This is a genomic window from Aquificaceae bacterium, from assembly GCA_037722135.1.
Lineage (GTDB): Bacteria > Aquificota > Aquificia > Aquificales > Aquificaceae > Pampinifervens > Pampinifervens sericum.
Map to the genome: position 1 here is coordinate 1 of JBBKAW010000012.1, position 13,290 is coordinate 13,290.

The following is a 13,290-nucleotide window of genomic DNA, read 5'->3' on the forward strand; positions in this document are numbered from 1 at the left end:
GGTGTCATACTCACAAAGACCAGCACACTCATGGCTTAAATATTTTATACTATTCAAACTGTGAGGCTTACCTTTCCTCTAACCATAATAGGCTTTTTCCTCTTTCTTGCAGTCTTTGCGGACTTTATTGCACCCTATCCTTACGACCTTCAAAACAGAACCGCACCCTTCCATCCTCCCACAAGGATACACCTCTTCAAAGATGGAAGTCCTACCTTTCCCTACGTGCACCCTTACAGAATGACAGACCCTCTCTTTAAGGTATACGAGGAAGACAAAAATGTTGCCTGCAAGCTAAGATTTTTCGGAAAAACAGAATACGGATATAAGCTCCTCTCTGTGGAAGAGCCATGTCATATATACCTCTTGGGCACTGACAAGCTGGGTAGAGACATTTTCAGTAGACTTGTATACGGCTCAAGAGTTTCCTTGACAATAGGTCTTGTGGGCGTGAGCATAACCTTCCTTCTCGGCAGTCTAATAGGTGGCATTTCTGGATACTTCGGCGGAAAAGTGGACACTCTTATAATGAGGCTTGTTGAGGTGCTTTTGGCAATACCTACCTTTTACCTTATGCTCTCCCTTAGGTCTGTTTTCCCTCTCACTATGGAAAGCTTTCATGTTTTTCTTATGGTTATTTTTATCCTTTCCTTTCTTGGATGGGCTGGACTTGCAAGGGTTGTAAGGGGTATGGTGCTCTCCATAAGGGAGAAGGAGTTTGTCCAATCCGCAAAAACTTATGGTGCGGGCACGCTTAGAATATTAAGAGTCCACATCTTGCCAAATGCCTACTACTATCTTATAGTTTCCGCAACTCTTTCTTTCCCGGGATACATACTGGCGGAAGCCTCTTTGAGCTTTCTGGGTCTGGGCATTCAAGAACCCTTTCCAAGCTGGGGCAACATGCTCTCTGATGCAAGAAATGTAAACCTCGTGGTAGCACATCCATGGATACTCTCTCCGGGTATTGCACTTTTTCTCCTTGTTATAGCCTTTAACCTTCTTGGAGATAATCTCCTAAGGAGTGGCAAAAAATGAAGGACGTGCTCTGCAAAGTGGTGGAAAATCGCAATGTAAGGGGAAGACTGTTTCTTCTTGAGCTCCATGCACCAGAAATCGCAAAGTCCGTTAAGGCTGGGCAGTTTGTGATGCTTAGGGTTTCCAAGAGCCTTGACCCTATGGGAAGGAGAGCCTTCGCGGTTGCAGATGTAAGGGGTGAAAATATCCTTATCTTCTACGACCTCTTAGGGAGAGGGACAAGGCTGTTGTCTAAAATAAAGGAGGGAGAAGAGATTTGGACCTTTGGTCCTCTTGGTAAAGGGCTTTTCTCTGAAGAAGGCGAAAAGCATCTACTTCTTGGTGGTGGTGTGGGGCTTGCAGGGCTTAGCCTATGGGGCAAGGAGCTTAGAGCAAAGGGCAAAAAAGTTGTCTTTGTTTATGCGGGCAGGTCTGAGGAGCATTTGGGTATGGAAGAGTGGCTAAAGGAAGAGGGCTTTGAATACATACTCTACACAGAGGATGGAAGCAAGGGCAGGAAGGGTCTTATAACGGAAGTGCTAAAGGATTTTGACAGCTCTTGGATTGTCCATGCTTGCGGACCAAAGGGCATGCTGAGGGCTTTGAAGAATTTAAACAGTGGACATAGAATGTATTTCTCCCTTGAAAGTAGGATGGCATGTGGATGGGGTGTGTGTCTTGGATGTGTGGTGAAAACTCCTGAAGGCTACAAAAGAGTTTGCTACGAGGGTCCAGTTTTGCCTGCGGAGGAGGTGCTTTTCTGATGTTTACGGGTCTTGTGGAGAGAGTGGGTAGAGTGGAGGCTCTAAGGGGGGGAAGGCTTGTTTTAGATGCAGGCTTTGAGGATGTGGTGGTTGGAGAGAGTATAGCGGTTAACGGCGTATGCCTTACGGTGGTAAAGATTGACCGCAATATTTTGGAGTTTGACCTATCTGAAGAAACACTGAGCAGGAGCAACCTGAGGTTTTTAAAAAGAGGAGATTATGTAAACTTGGAGAGGGCTCTTAAACTATCTGACAGGCTCGGTGGACATATCCTGCAGGGACATGTGGACTTTACATCTCCCATAGTTAAACTGCAAAAAACTGGAGAACACTGGTCTTTAGTTGTTGAAATAAAACCCGGTTATGAAATGTATTTCGTAGAAAAGGGCTCTGTAGGTATAGACGGCATAAGTCTTACAATAAACAAAGTTGAGAGACGGTTTATATACATAAATGTGATACCGCATACCTATCAAAATACCAACCTAAGGTTTAGAAAAGTAGGAGATATGGTAAACGTGGAGGTAGACATAGTAGGCAAGTATGTGGTAAACTACCTTCAAAGGCTAAAGGGTGGTAATTTGCAAAACCTATTGGATAACCTACTATAATATAATTGCATGAGCGTAGTATGTAAACAAGCAATATACAACAGAGAGGGAAAGATAGCCTTTTACGAAGTTTTTCTTCAAGATAGAAGCACTGGTGCATACCCAAAGGACTTTGACCCACTCAAGGCTACAAGTATAGCTATAGACGTGCTCACTGAAATAGGACCTCAAAGGGTGGGAAATGGTAAGTTAGTTTTTGTAAACGTGCCAGCCATATTTCTTGAGGCTTCCATGTTTGACTTGCTATCACCTCAGTATGTTGGAATAGAACTCGTTGAAAACAAAAGACTTAGCAACACACTCTTTGAAGCTATTGACATTCTTATAAAGCGGGGCTTTAAATTCTGCATAGACGATTTTGGCTTTGAAAAAATAGACTACTTGCCACTTCTCAATAAATGTCACTTTGTTAAAATAGATATAAAAAACAATCCTTACAAAGAGGAAGAATTGAGAGAAGTGATAAGTATATTGAAAAGTTTGAAAAAAGGCATAATAGTTAAGAACATAGAAACTAAACAGGATTACGAAAAAGCTTATAAACTTGGGTTCGAATATTTTCAGGGAATTTATCTCTCAAGACCTGCATTGGTTAAGGATCCGAGGACTATATCCTTTCTTAAGTCTACTATACTACGCATATACGACGCTATAAAATCCAAAGATATTAAGAAGGTTATTGAGACGATAGAGAAGGATGTAGGTGTAACATACAAACTTCTAAAGCTTGCAAACTCGGTCTATTCCCAGAGAGCAAGGAAGTTTAGTAGTGTGGAAGATGCGGTTTTGCACTTTGGACTTGAAAATATTGCCAAGTTTACCATAGTGCTCGCTCTTTCCGATATGTTTGTAGAGGATAAGGAGAAAGAGCTCTGGAAAAAAGCCATTTTTAGAGCGAGCCTTGCTGAGAAAATTGCGGAACTAAACGCAAAAGAAATGAAGGATAAGGCTTACTTGATGGGTCTGTTTTCTCTCTCGGGGGAAATCTTAGGGCAAAAGCCAGAAGATATAGCAAGAGCTTTACTCCTTGACAGAGAAATAGTTGAAGCCTACGAAAACAGATTGAGCCCTCTTGGGTTTATTCTTTCTCTAATAGATCTTTTGGAAGATAACAAGGATGAAAAAACCATAGATAAGGTAGCAAAGATTTTGGGAACTTTACCAGAGAATATTAGGAAAATGTTAGAAGGAGCGCAGATTGAAGCCGAAAAGTTCGTTTCTTAGTCGGTTGCATAGCTGTGAAGCCCTGGGAAGAATAGATTTACCGCAAAGAAGCATATTAGCACCGTTATAAAGCCGAAAACAACCATCCAAGCGGTTCTTTTTCCTTTCCAGCCCAGCATCTGTCGTGCATGCAAATAGGCTCCAAAGAAGAGCCACACTATAAGCGACCATACCTCTTTGGGGTCCCAGCTCCAATATCCACCCCAGGCTTCGTTTGCCCACGCAGCACCCAATATTATGGAAGCGGTCCATATGGGAAAGACTATAACTATGGATTTGTAGGTAATTTCATCAAGTAAGTCCTTTGATGGTAGAGGTAGATTTGAAAACCTATCCTTTAGAAGATATAAAACAGCACCTCCAAAGCCTACTGTAAAACCTGCGTATCCTATAAACGCAGTGACCACGTGAAAGTAGAGCCAATAGCTCCTCAAGGCTGGCATAAGAGGAACTATCTCTTTTGAAGCGTAAAAAATGGCAAAAGCGGACAGACCAAAAACTACGGGAACTACAATGGCACCAAGTAGCCTTATACCATACTTTCTTTCAATAAACAGATATATAAAGCCTACCACAAAGCTCCAGAAGGTAAGGGCTTCAAAGAGGTTGCTCCATGGTGGATGAGGCACGCCAAGCTCATAGGTTTGAATGGTTCTTCTTACCATGCCTGCGAGGTTTAGAATAAGACCCAGAGAAAGGGTAAGTGTTGCTATATTTTGCACTAACCTGTCTCGTAGAAAGAAAGTGCTCACATAAACTATGGAGGACAAAGCATAGGCAAGCGTTGCGGACTTATACCAAAAGGTGTTGTCTAACTTGATGGTTCCAAGAAGCCCACCAAGTAACACTATGGAAAGCCACAACAGAAAACTACGAGATTTAGTCCTTTCTCCTTCAAAGGTTATTTCCCTCATAGCTATAAATATAGTCTATTACGCAGGTTTGACTTCCACTTTTATATCTACACTAACCTCTGGATGTAGTTTTAGGGTAATGGTATATATGCCTATTTCTTTTATTGGGTTTTTTAGCATAACCTTTTTCCTGTCAACATCAAAACCCTTCTCCTGTAATGCTTGGGCTATGTCCTGAGAAGTTACAGAGCCAAAGAGTTTTCCCCTTTCACCTACTTGCCTAACTATTTCCAGCACGAGACCACTTAACCTCTTTGCAAGTTCTTGAGCCTTTTCCTTTTCTCTCTGGAGTTTTCTTGCCCTTTGTGAGAGGATACTATTCACGTGTCTGAGGTTTTCTTCTGTAGCAGGAAGAGCTAAGCCTCTGGGTATAAGATAGTTTCTTGCAAAACCGTCCTTAACACTTATAACATCTCCAAAACTTCCATAACCTTCAAGGTCCTTTATAAGCACCACCTTCATGACTTACCTCCTTATATTACAAGATAAGGTAGTAGAGCAAGCTGTCTTGCCCTCTTTATCTCTCTTGCAAGCATTCTTTGATGTTTTGCACAAACACCTGTTTGCCTTCTACCTATTATCTTACCCCTTTCTGTCATAAACTTCCTAAGCTCTTCGTATTCCTTATAGCTTGGGTCCTTTTTAGCTTCACAAAAATAACAAACCTTCTTTGCGGTCCTCTTAATTACTTCCATTTTAAAACCTCCTTAAAAGGGTATTTCATCGTCTTCTGAAGTAAAGGGTTGCTTTTCTATGCCTTCCTCTGGTATATCTTCCTCTTTGATAGGAAGTTCCTCTACTGGCTCTTCTATTCTCGGTTTATTTATTATCCTTACACTTTCCGCCAATATCCTTATCTTACTTTGTGTCCTTCCGTCCCTATCTACCCATCTATCTTGAACTAACCTACCTTCTATCACTACAGTATAGCCTTTAGATACTCTATTTGAAAGGTTTTCTGCGAATTTACCGTATGCTTTTACCTCAAAAAAGTGGCTTTCTTCTCTCCACGTGTCATTTACCATGTATCTTCTGTTGTATGCTATAGGAAATTCCACTACTTGAGTTCCAGAGGGTAAATACCTTAGTATTGGGTCCCTAACCAGCCTTCCTATAATTATAACCCTATTGAGCAACCTTCTCTCCTTCTTTAGCCTTTACCTGTATGTTTAGCCAACGTATTATATCTTCGCTTATCTTGTAGTGGAAGTCAAGCTCGTTAGGGAGTTGTGGATTTTGAGACCTTACGTGGATTATGAAATATCTACCATGGTTAAAGCGCTGTATTGGGTATGCAAGCTGTTTTACACCCCAATCTGTTATGTTTAGGACCTCTCCACCTTTCCTTTGGATAAGTTCCTTTAATTCTTGAAGCCTTTTCTGAACTTCATCCTCCGTGAGAGTAGGCTTGAAAACCACAACGCTTTCGTACTCTCTTATGGTCTTATAATACCTTCTTGCCATCCTTACCTCCTGGGCTTTAATGGTCCCTGCTCTATGGCAGGAACGAGGTTATACTCTAAAATTATATCATAATGGACAGAAAAAAGGCAAGATTGGAAAAATTGCTTATGGAGGAGATAGCGAGCCTTATATTCAAAGAGCTAAAGGACCCAAGGCTTGCAGATGTGGTGATAACCTATGTGGAGCTTTCACAGGATATGAGAAAAGCAAAGGTTTACTTCACTACCCTTCAGGAAGGTAGGGAAAAGGAAGCGGAATCTGCTCTCAGACATGCAAGCACCTATATAAGGTCTCAACTTGCAAAGAGCCTTAAGCTTAAGAGAGTCCCAGAGCTTGAATTTCTTTTTGATAGAGAACTCAAAAGAATGGAAAGAATATGGCAGAAACTTTGACCGCCTATCTTCTCAAAGAGAGTTTATATAGTGTTAATCCACCTTCTGGAAAGCTACTGTATTTTACAAACCGAGACAATGAGGTAAAGTCCGAAGAACTCTTAAGAGCGGTTGAGGTAGACCCAAAGATACCCTATCCTTTTTTGAACCCTATTCAGACCCTTTTTTATAAGCTCTACAAGGGAGGTAACGCCCTTGTGTCTTCACCCACTTCCTCTGGCAAAAGCCTAATAGCTTATCTCTTTATGAAAAACTTTGAGGGAAGAGTGGTATACGTTGCACCCACAAAGGCATTGGTAAAGGAAAAAGCGGTTGAGTTTAGAACTTACTATGGCAAAAGTGTAGAAATGAGGACTGGTGATAGTGTATTGGAGAGTTATAAAGAGGTTAGGGCAAGGGTAGTTGTAAGCACCTATGAAAACCTCGCTTATGCTTTTAGGAATTTTGCAAGGTGGTTGCAGGAAGTGGAAGCGGTGGTAATAGATGAGGTCCATCAGATTAGTAAAAGGTGGGTGTTAGAAGAGATAATAACCGCATGCAAAAAAAGGGACTTAGCCATGCTGTGCCTTTCTGCAACTCTTCCGAGTTTAGAGGAGTTGTCTGAGTGGATAGATGCAAAACTTGTTATAAAGAGTGCTTGGCGACCTGTTCCATTGCACAGAGAAGTGCTGAACCTTACCCAGTTCAAACCCATAAGAAAAGAGCTGGAAGGTGAGGACCTTATAGCAGGGAGGCTTTTAACCGCTTTGTTTTCACTCAAACAGCGAGGAGAACAAGTTATACTCTTTGTTCCAAAAAAGAGTCTTGGCTGGAAAATGCTTGAATTGGCAAAGGAAGAAAAAATAGGCATAATGAACCAAACACTTCCCTTTGAAGTTGAAGAGGAAAGAGAGCCGGAGATAGCCTTTCATAATGCGGATATACCAAAAGAAGAAAGAGAACAGATAGAGAAGGCTTTTAGAGAGGGAAAACTTCAAACTCTTATAGCCACTCAAACCCTTGCCTATGGTGTAAACCTTCCTGCAGATAGAGTGATTATTCTTGCTAAGTTTTTTAGAAAACAGGGTAAGCTTAGGAGTATACCCGACAGCCTTGACATACTCCAGATGGAAGGAAGGGCAGGAAGACTTGGCATAAGAGAAGAGGGATACTCAAACCTTTTGGTGTATGGTGCAAGAGATAAGGACCTTCAAAGGGAGCTTGAGTGTGCTCTTGAAAAACCTTTTACTACCGCAATAATGGAAGAGGCTGAGGATACTGCCTTGAGCTTTTTCCTTTTGCTTGCTCACATGTATGAGGGTAAAAACTACGAAAACTATCTAAGAAACACTTACTCTTTCAAGAAGGTTAGCAAGGAGAGAATAGAGAGGATTGAAAAGTTTTTAAGAATCCATGGCTATTTGGAAGGGTATAACCTAAGTCAAAAGGGGCTATTTTGTGTAAAAACAGGCATACCACCTCTTAGCTTTGAAGAGTTTCTTAGAAGAAAAGGCTTAAACCTTGACCCAATAAGCACCATAAGACCCCTTTTGCATATGAAAAAGTTTGACGGGCTTTATAGCTTTCTTAAGTCATCAGAAAGCTTTTTAGAAGACTTGAAGATAGTAAGAGGCATGCTTTTGCCTTGCGGAGAGGAATGTTTTAAAGACAACACAGACCAACTTCTTTTCTATGTGGAAGGCTTGACTGTAAAGTATCCTAACATAAAAAACCCACCTGGTGAGTTTTCTTACCTTGGCACAGATGCTTTGCATCTTTTGAGAAACCTTATGGAGATAAACAGGCACAAGTTTTACAGGTTTTCAAGTATTGAATTGCTTCAGATAGCTCACGCTTTGAAGTATGGCATAAAGCCAGAGTATTCAAGTATTGCAGGCATAAAGGGAATAGGTCATATAAGGGCTAATATAATCAAGGAGGTTTTCAAGGAGCTTAACTTGGAACCACCACAGATAGGTATGCCAGTAGAAAACTTCTTGGAGATGGTTAAAAGGGAGGACTTTTGGGAGCTGTTGCTTGAGAAGTTAGCAAAATACAGGAAACTAAACCCAGATAGGGCTAAAGAAGAACTTCAAAGGATAAGGAAGACCTTTCAAAATAACCGTAGAGGCTATATGGTGGACGATAAGATAATACTTGCATACAACCTATTTTTGGAAGGTGCGGTAGCACTTAAAAAGACCAAGCGGGAGTTAATAGAAGCTATAAGATAGCAAAGCTATGGAGCTTGCAAAACCTATAATGGCTATACTATACAGGGAAGAAGAATTGTTGGAAGACTTCCTTTCAAACCTTAGAGTGGAGAGAGTTTCTCAGAGCTTTTATTTTGAAGGTTTGCAAAGATATTATGGCAAGGAGATGGGAGAGGGACTCTTAAAGAGATTTCTAAGCATCAAGGGTTTTATGAAAAAAGAGGAGCTTGTGGACTTTAAACTTTGGGCTATGAATATGGAGAGAAAATATGCTTTGGACTCTAAAAGAAGGCTCAACATAGACCCCGGTTATGTGGATGAAAGCCATCTTGTGCTTGCTTCTTCCAAAAGAAGAGGTGGCAGGCTTTATTTAGGAAAGGGAGTCTATGGAGAAATGGAATATCTCTTTGTATATGGTCACTTTAGACCACTGTATTGGACCTATGGAGACTACAGGGACAAAAGGGTTAAAGCCTTCTTTGAAAGCGTAAGGGAAGACTTTCTTAAGCAACTAAGCCTTGCAAGGCAGAGTAAGGAGCTTGTAGTCAATAGGTTCACCCAAGATAAGCTCTATGAGGAAATTAAGGTTTGGTGAATGGTCTGTAAAGTATAGGCTAAGACTTGAAGAACCAGACCTTTCCACAAAGGGCATTATCTCAAGTGCGGTGCTTTCCGCAGAATCTATCACTTTGACAGATTCACCCATAAACTCTTCTATAACAGGTTTAAGCAGTGGATAGTGAGTGCACGCAAGTATGAGAGTATCTATATCTTTGTCCTTTAGCTCTGTAAGGTAGTATTCCACTACCCTTTGGGCTATATCACCATTGAGGATTCCTTCTTCCACCAGAGGAACAAAGAGAGGGCAAGCTTTTTGAAAAACCTCAATACCCTTAGACCTCAAAAGCCTACCATAGGCATCACTTGACACAGTAGCCTTTGTTCCTATAACTCCAACCCTTCTATTTTTTGTAGTATCAAGTGCATGCTTGACTCCTGGCTCTATCACTCCAAAAACAGGAATTGAAAAATTCTCTCGCAGAACATCCAGTGCGTAGGAGCTTGCGGTATTGCAGGCAATTATAAGCAGGTCCACACCCTCAGAAAGCAAAAACTCTGCACCCTCTAAGCTGTATCTTATAACAGTTTGTGCGGATTTGTTGCCATAGGGGACCCTTGCGGTATCTCCAAGGTAAACAAAGTCAACCTCTGGATACTTATCTCTTAGAGCTTTGAGAACAGTAAGTCCACCAACACCCGAGTCAAAAAGACCAATTTTCATCTTTTTTTCATGTTAGGGACATAATATTATACCGTAAAAATGTTAAGGAGGTTTTAACATGAGGAAGTTTGCTTTAACCTTGGCAGTAGCCATGGGTCTTGTAGGGGCAGGCTTTGCCAGCGAACAGCTTGCAAGGCAGAAGGGCTGTATGGCATGCCACGACATGAGGGCAAAGAAGGTAGGACCTACTTATCCGGATATAGCTAAGAGGTATGCAAACAGGGCGGATGCTGTGGATTACTTGGCAAGCAGGATTAAGAATGGTGGTGTTGGTGTTTGGGGTTCTGTTCCTATGCCAAGGCAGAACGTCTCTGACGCAGAGGCAAGACAACTTGCCCAATGGATAATGTCCATAAAGTAAACCAAATGGGGGGCTTACGCCCCCTCTTCTAAAGGATTACATCTGTTTATATTCCCAAAGCACTTAGGACATAGGTCAAAAAATACAAGAAGTCCAAGACCTCCCAACATCATATTAACCTGAGTTATTACAAGGTTTTCCTGCCTTTCTGGCAAAACCTGATACTTTTCAAGCCTCATACCACAGGCGGTGAGACCCTCCTCTTCTCCAAGTTTGTGAAACTGGAAAACCAACCTTTTAGTTCTCCTACACTTCATCCATCTTGGTGTGAGGTCAAGAAGGACAAAGTTTATCTGAACATTGGGGTCAACAAGCTGAGCTCTTTGAAGCATTCTTTCAAACTTTTCCTTTTCTGTCATAGTAGATATATATTTAGCACAATAGCCTATGAGGCTTTGTGATATAGGTCAACTCTGAATATTTTCTATCTCCTCAAGGAGTGCTTTTGCCATCTCCTCTTCGCTTACCTTTTTTATAGGTTTGCCCTCTTTAAAGAGCCATGCAAAGCCTCTGCCACAGGCAAGACCTATATCCGCTTCACGAGCCTCACCTATGGCGTTTACCACACAGCCCATTATGGCAACCTTTAGAGGCTTTTGTATATGCTTTAGCTTTTCTTCCACCTCTCTCACCACCTTTGGCAGGTCTACCTCTATTCTTCCACAGGTAGGACAGGCGATTATTTCTATGCCTCTCCTTCTTAGACCAAGGGACTGTAATATGGCGTAGGCGGTTTCTATCTCCACCTCTGGGTCGTCGGTTAGAGAAACTCTGACCGTGTCCCCTATGCCCTTATATAGGAGAATGCCTATACCCACAGAGGATTTGACTATGCCCTTTAGACCCATTCCTGCCTCTGTTATGCCTATGTGGAGTGGTATGTCTGTATGTTGAGCGAAAAGCTCGTTAGCCCTTATGTTTTCCAAAACGTCAGAGCCCTTAATGGAGACCTTAAAGTTATAAAAGCCCCATTTTTCAAACCTCTCAGACCAACGCATGGCACTCTCAAAAAGTGCCTCCGCACAGGGATAGCCATATTTGTCCAAGAGGTCCTTTTCAAGAGAGCCAGAGTTTACACCTATGCGTATGGCTACGCCTTTTTTCCTTGCCTCTTCCACTATTTCTCTTACTATCTCCTCTTTCCCTATATTTCCAGGGTTTATCCTAATGCCATGCACACCCTTTTCCATAGATTTGAAGGCGTAAGAGGGTGCAAAGTGAATGTCCGCTATCACCGGTATAGGAGAGTTTTTTACGATATCTGGTAGAGCTTCCACATCTTCTTCGTGGGGTACCGCTACACGCACAAGCTCACAGCCTGCCTTTGCAAGCCTTTTTATCTGCTCAAGGGTTGCCTCTATGTCATGTGTTTTTGTAGAGGTCATGGACTGCACCACAATGGGTGCATCTCCACCTATTTTTACAGAGCCTACCTGTATTTGACGAGTTTTCCTGCGTGCAATCATGAAAGCTCCAACATCCTCAATATTGGTCTCTTTGCCTTTTCAATTATATCTTCTGGTAGCACCACCTCGTTTATCTCTTCCTTTAGGGTTTGGTAGACCTTCGGTAAAGTTATGCCCTTCATGGTGCAACAGTAAACAGTCCCGCAGTAGTTCATAGACTCTGGGAATATATATTCTTTGTTGGGGTTTTTCTTCATGAGAGTGTGCTTTAGACCCACCTCTGTTATCACTATGACCTTGTCCGCTTCACAGGTGGTAGCATAGTTGATTATCTGAGAGGTAGAGCCCACAAAGTCCGCAAGCTCTATAACCTTTGGATGGCACTCGGGATGCACCGCTACCTTGGCATCTGGATATAGCTCCTTTAGTTTTTGAACTTCTCTTGCGGTAAACTCAAAGTGTGGAGGGCAAAAACCTTGCCATATGATAAACTCCTTGTCTGGCACATGCCTTTTGACCCAGTTTCCAAGGGCTTGGTCGGGGATAAAGATTATCTTTTTAGATGAGAGCTTTTGCACCACCTTAATGGCATTGGCGGAAGTTACGCACACGTCAGAGACCGCCTTTACATCCGCATTGGTGTTTACATAGGCAACCACTTCCGCATCTGGATGCTTTTCCCTTAGCCTTAGCACATCCTTTGCGGTTATCATATCCGCCATAGGACAACCAGACTCTGGGTTAGGATGAAGCACCTTCTTTGTGGGGTTTACTATCTTGGCGGTTTCACACATAAAACGCACGCCACAAAAGACTATAATGTCCGCATCCGTTTGGCTTGCCTTACGAGAAAGCTCCAAAGAGTCTCCCACAAAGTCCGCAATGTCCTGCACCTCTGGTCTTTGGTAGTAGTGGGCAAGGATAACCGCATTTTTCTCCCTTGCGAGCCTACGGACTTCTTGCTGAAGCTCTTTTATATCCTCACTATTTAGCTCACTTTCTTTTATGAGTTCTACCTGTAGCATAATGAGAGATTATATTACTTGCCAAGGCTCGTGTTAAGATTTAAATCATATGGAGTTTGTGCTCGTTCGTATATTTCTAAGGGAAGATGATAGGCTTGAGGGCAAGCCAGCATACAGAAGACTGCTTGAGCTGTTAAAGGAGTATGGAATCGGTGGTGCTACGGTGCTTAAGTCCATAATGGGCTACGGGACTACTGGAGAGGTTCATTATGAAGGTCTTGAGGTGCTCTCATACAGCTTGCCTGTAGTGGTGGAGTTTGTAGAAGAGGAACAAAAGGCTATGCAAGCCATAGAAAGCTTGCTCCAAAAGGCAAAGGTTGGTCTTATAACCCTTGAGAGGGCAGTCCTTTGGTATTCCTCTTAGCCATAGCCATAGGTGGTGCGGTTGGGTCTGTTTTGAGATTTTTGGTTTCCAAGTTTATTCAAACAAAAGCAGGCATTGACTTTCCTATAGGCACGCTCCTTGTTAATCTTTCCTCTGTTTTTCTGATAGGTTTTTTCTTTGCCTTTTTTGTAGAAAAGCTTGACCTTTCTCCAAACCTTAGGGCTTTGCTTATAACAGGTTTGCTTGGTGGATATTCTACTTATTCCACTCTCTTTTATGAAGCCTATTATATGCTTTTAAACGGGGAATGGTT

19 protein-coding genes are annotated in these 13,290 nt (G+C 42.1%); 10 read left to right on the forward strand and 9 right to left on the reverse strand.

Annotation, left to right across the window (positions count from 1 at the left end; translation table 11 throughout):
• Positions 1–60: 60 nt before the first annotated feature.
• From WKI49_00880 to WKI49_00895, 4 genes are read left to right on the forward strand one after another with little or no spacing between them, the layout of a single operon-like run.
• The gene (locus WKI49_00880; protein ID MEJ7621053.1) at positions 61–1,038 is read left to right on the forward strand and encodes an ABC transporter permease; all 978 of its coding nucleotides are present in this window, start codon (positions 61–63) and stop codon (positions 1,036–1,038) included.
• Positions 1,035–1,781 (forward strand): dihydroorotate dehydrogenase electron transfer subunit, encoded by a 747-nt coding sequence (locus tag WKI49_00885; protein ID MEJ7621054.1) that lies wholly within the window; start codon positions 1,035–1,037, stop codon positions 1,779–1,781. Before WKI49_00880 ends, WKI49_00885 begins: the two co-directional genes overlap by 4 nt.
• Complete coding sequence (locus WKI49_00890; GenBank protein ID MEJ7621055.1) at positions 1,781–2,392, forward strand: riboflavin synthase; 612 nt, start codon at positions 1,781–1,783, stop codon at positions 2,390–2,392. The genes WKI49_00885 and WKI49_00890 overlap by 1 nt, the downstream gene beginning before the upstream one ends.
• A 9-nt stretch (positions 2,393–2,401) precedes the next feature.
• On the forward strand, positions 2,402–3,616 hold the full coding sequence (locus WKI49_00895) for an HDOD domain-containing protein (GenBank protein MEJ7621056.1): 1,215 nt from the start codon (positions 2,402–2,404) through the stop codon (positions 3,614–3,616).
• On the opposite strand, the gene WKI49_00900 is transcribed toward WKI49_00895, so the two are convergent.
• Genes WKI49_00900 through rpsF form a run of 5 tightly spaced genes read right to left on the reverse strand, consistent with a single transcriptional unit; the run spans position 3,613 to position 5,994 of the window.
• The gene (locus WKI49_00900; GenBank protein MEJ7621057.1) at positions 3,613–4,530 is read right to left on the reverse strand and encodes a cytochrome c biogenesis protein; all 918 of its coding nucleotides are present in this window, start codon (positions 4,528–4,530) and stop codon (positions 3,613–3,615) included. The two genes, WKI49_00895 and WKI49_00900, sit on opposite strands and share 4 nt — an antisense overlap.
• A gap of 18 nt (positions 4,531–4,548) precedes the next feature.
• Positions 4,549–4,992, reverse strand: coding sequence for a 50S ribosomal protein L9 (gene rplI, locus WKI49_00905; GenBank protein ID MEJ7621058.1), 444 nt, complete (start codon positions 4,990–4,992; stop codon positions 4,549–4,551).
• Between the two features lie 11 nt (positions 4,993–5,003).
• Positions 5,004–5,225 carry a 30S ribosomal protein S18 gene (gene rpsR, locus WKI49_00910; protein ID MEJ7621059.1) on the reverse strand — a complete coding sequence of 74 codons (222 nt, stop codon included), beginning with the start codon at positions 5,223–5,225 and terminating at the stop codon, positions 5,004–5,006.
• A 12-nt stretch (positions 5,226–5,237) separates the two neighbouring features.
• Positions 5,238–5,666 carry a single-stranded DNA-binding protein gene (gene ssb, locus WKI49_00915; GenBank protein MEJ7621060.1) on the reverse strand — a complete coding sequence of 143 codons (429 nt, stop codon included), beginning with the start codon at positions 5,664–5,666 and terminating at the stop codon, positions 5,238–5,240.
• Positions 5,656–5,994, reverse strand: a complete 339-nt coding sequence (gene rpsF, locus WKI49_00920) for a 30S ribosomal protein S6 (GenBank protein ID MEJ7621061.1) — start codon at positions 5,992–5,994, stop codon at positions 5,656–5,658. The genes ssb and rpsF overlap by 11 nt, the downstream gene beginning before the upstream one ends.
• A 71-nt stretch (positions 5,995–6,065) precedes the next feature.
• Here rpsF and rbfA point away from each other — a divergent pair, with 71 nt between their 5' ends.
• Genes rbfA through WKI49_00935 form a run of 3 tightly spaced genes read left to right on the forward strand, consistent with a single transcriptional unit; the run spans position 6,066 to position 9,173 of the window.
• Complete coding sequence (rbfA, locus tag WKI49_00925) at positions 6,066–6,386, forward strand: 30S ribosome-binding factor RbfA (GenBank protein ID MEJ7621062.1); 321 nt, start codon at positions 6,066–6,068, stop codon at positions 6,384–6,386.
• Entirely contained in the window at positions 6,371–8,599 is a 2,229-nt protein-coding gene (locus WKI49_00930; protein ID MEJ7621063.1) for a DEAD/DEAH box helicase, read from the forward strand. The genes rbfA and WKI49_00930 overlap by 16 nt, the downstream gene beginning before the upstream one ends.
• Before the next feature lie 7 nt (positions 8,600–8,606).
• Entirely contained in the window at positions 8,607–9,173 is a 567-nt protein-coding gene (locus WKI49_00935; protein ID MEJ7621064.1) for a DUF4416 family protein, read from the forward strand.
• On the opposite strand, the gene murI is transcribed toward WKI49_00935, so the two are convergent.
• Positions 9,090–9,860 (reverse strand): glutamate racemase, encoded by a 771-nt coding sequence (murI, locus tag WKI49_00940; GenBank protein MEJ7621065.1) that lies wholly within the window; start codon positions 9,858–9,860, stop codon positions 9,090–9,092. The genes WKI49_00935 and murI overlap by 84 nt on opposite strands.
• A 58-nt stretch (positions 9,861–9,918) precedes the next feature.
• Here murI and WKI49_00945 point away from each other — a divergent pair, with 58 nt between their 5' ends.
• The gene (locus WKI49_00945; protein MEJ7621066.1) at positions 9,919–10,221 is read left to right on the forward strand and encodes a c-type cytochrome; all 303 of its coding nucleotides are present in this window, start codon (positions 9,919–9,921) and stop codon (positions 10,219–10,221) included.
• A gap of 14 nt (positions 10,222–10,235) precedes the next feature.
• Here WKI49_00945 and WKI49_00950 read toward each other — a convergent pair whose 3' ends face one another.
• The 3 genes from WKI49_00950 to nadA are packed head-to-tail and all read right to left on the reverse strand — an operon-like array spanning position 10,236 to position 12,652.
• A complete protein-coding gene (locus WKI49_00950) occupies positions 10,236–10,580 on the reverse strand; it encodes a hypothetical protein (protein ID MEJ7621067.1) in 345 nt (114 codons plus the stop codon).
• A 48-nt stretch (positions 10,581–10,628) separates the two neighbouring features.
• A complete protein-coding gene (gene ispG, locus WKI49_00955) occupies positions 10,629–11,687 on the reverse strand; it encodes a flavodoxin-dependent (E)-4-hydroxy-3-methylbut-2-enyl-diphosphate synthase (protein ID MEJ7621068.1) in 1,059 nt (352 codons plus the stop codon).
• Positions 11,684–12,652, reverse strand: a complete 969-nt coding sequence (nadA, locus tag WKI49_00960; protein ID MEJ7621069.1) for a quinolinate synthase NadA — start codon at positions 12,650–12,652, stop codon at positions 11,684–11,686. The genes ispG and nadA overlap by 4 nt, the downstream gene beginning before the upstream one ends.
• 49 nt (positions 12,653–12,701) lie before the next feature.
• On the opposite strand from nadA, the gene WKI49_00965 reads away from it, so the two are divergent.
• Entirely contained in the window at positions 12,702–13,016 is a 315-nt protein-coding gene (locus WKI49_00965) for a DUF190 domain-containing protein (GenBank protein ID MEJ7621070.1), read from the forward strand.
• Positions 13,001–13,290 (forward strand): CrcB family protein (locus WKI49_00970; protein MEJ7621071.1); only part of this gene is annotated, 290 nt, incomplete at its 3' end. The genes WKI49_00965 and WKI49_00970, both read left to right, overlap by 16 nt.

What these genes read in the sequence shown, in the direction of transcription:
- WKI49_00885 (MEJ7621054.1), top strand. Translation starts at nt 1,035, where the DNA reads ATGAAGGACGTGCTCTGCAAAGTGGTGGAAAATCGCAATGTAAGGGGA.
- WKI49_00890 (MEJ7621055.1), top strand. Translation starts at nt 1,781, where the DNA reads ATGTTTACGGGTCTTGTGGAGAGAGTGGGTAGAGTGGAGGCTCTAAGG.
- WKI49_00895 (MEJ7621056.1), top strand. Translation starts at nt 2,402, where the DNA reads ATGAGCGTAGTATGTAAACAAGCAATATACAACAGAGAGGGAAAGATA.
- WKI49_00900 (MEJ7621057.1), bottom strand. Translation starts at nt 4,530, where the DNA reads ATGAGGGAAATAACCTTTGAAGGAGAAAGGACTAAATCTCGTAGTTTT.
- rplI (MEJ7621058.1), bottom strand. Translation starts at nt 4,992, where the DNA reads ATGAAGGTGGTGCTTATAAAGGACCTTGAAGGTTATGGAAGTTTTGGA.
- rpsR (MEJ7621059.1), bottom strand. Translation starts at nt 5,225, where the DNA reads ATGGAAGTAATTAAGAGGACCGCAAAGAAGGTTTGTTATTTTTGTGAA.
- rpsF (MEJ7621061.1), bottom strand. Translation starts at nt 5,994, where the DNA reads ATGGCAAGAAGGTATTATAAGACCATAAGAGAGTACGAAAGCGTTGTG.
- rbfA (MEJ7621062.1), top strand. Translation starts at nt 6,066, where the DNA reads ATGGACAGAAAAAAGGCAAGATTGGAAAAATTGCTTATGGAGGAGATA.
- WKI49_00930 (MEJ7621063.1), top strand. Translation starts at nt 6,371, where the DNA reads ATGGCAGAAACTTTGACCGCCTATCTTCTCAAAGAGAGTTTATATAGT.
- WKI49_00935 (MEJ7621064.1), top strand. Translation starts at nt 8,607, where the DNA reads ATGGAGCTTGCAAAACCTATAATGGCTATACTATACAGGGAAGAAGAA.
- murI (MEJ7621065.1), bottom strand. Translation starts at nt 9,860, where the DNA reads ATGAAAATTGGTCTTTTTGACTCGGGTGTTGGTGGACTTACTGTTCTC.
- WKI49_00945 (MEJ7621066.1), top strand. Translation starts at nt 9,919, where the DNA reads ATGAGGAAGTTTGCTTTAACCTTGGCAGTAGCCATGGGTCTTGTAGGG.
- WKI49_00950 (MEJ7621067.1), bottom strand. Translation starts at nt 10,580, where the DNA reads ATGACAGAAAAGGAAAAGTTTGAAAGAATGCTTCAAAGAGCTCAGCTT.
- ispG (MEJ7621068.1), bottom strand. Translation starts at nt 11,687, where the DNA reads ATGATTGCACGCAGGAAAACTCGTCAAATACAGGTAGGCTCTGTAAAA.
- nadA (MEJ7621069.1), bottom strand. Translation starts at nt 12,652, where the DNA reads ATGCTACAGGTAGAACTCATAAAAGAAAGTGAGCTAAATAGTGAGGAT.
- WKI49_00965 (MEJ7621070.1), top strand. Translation starts at nt 12,702, where the DNA reads ATGGAGTTTGTGCTCGTTCGTATATTTCTAAGGGAAGATGATAGGCTT.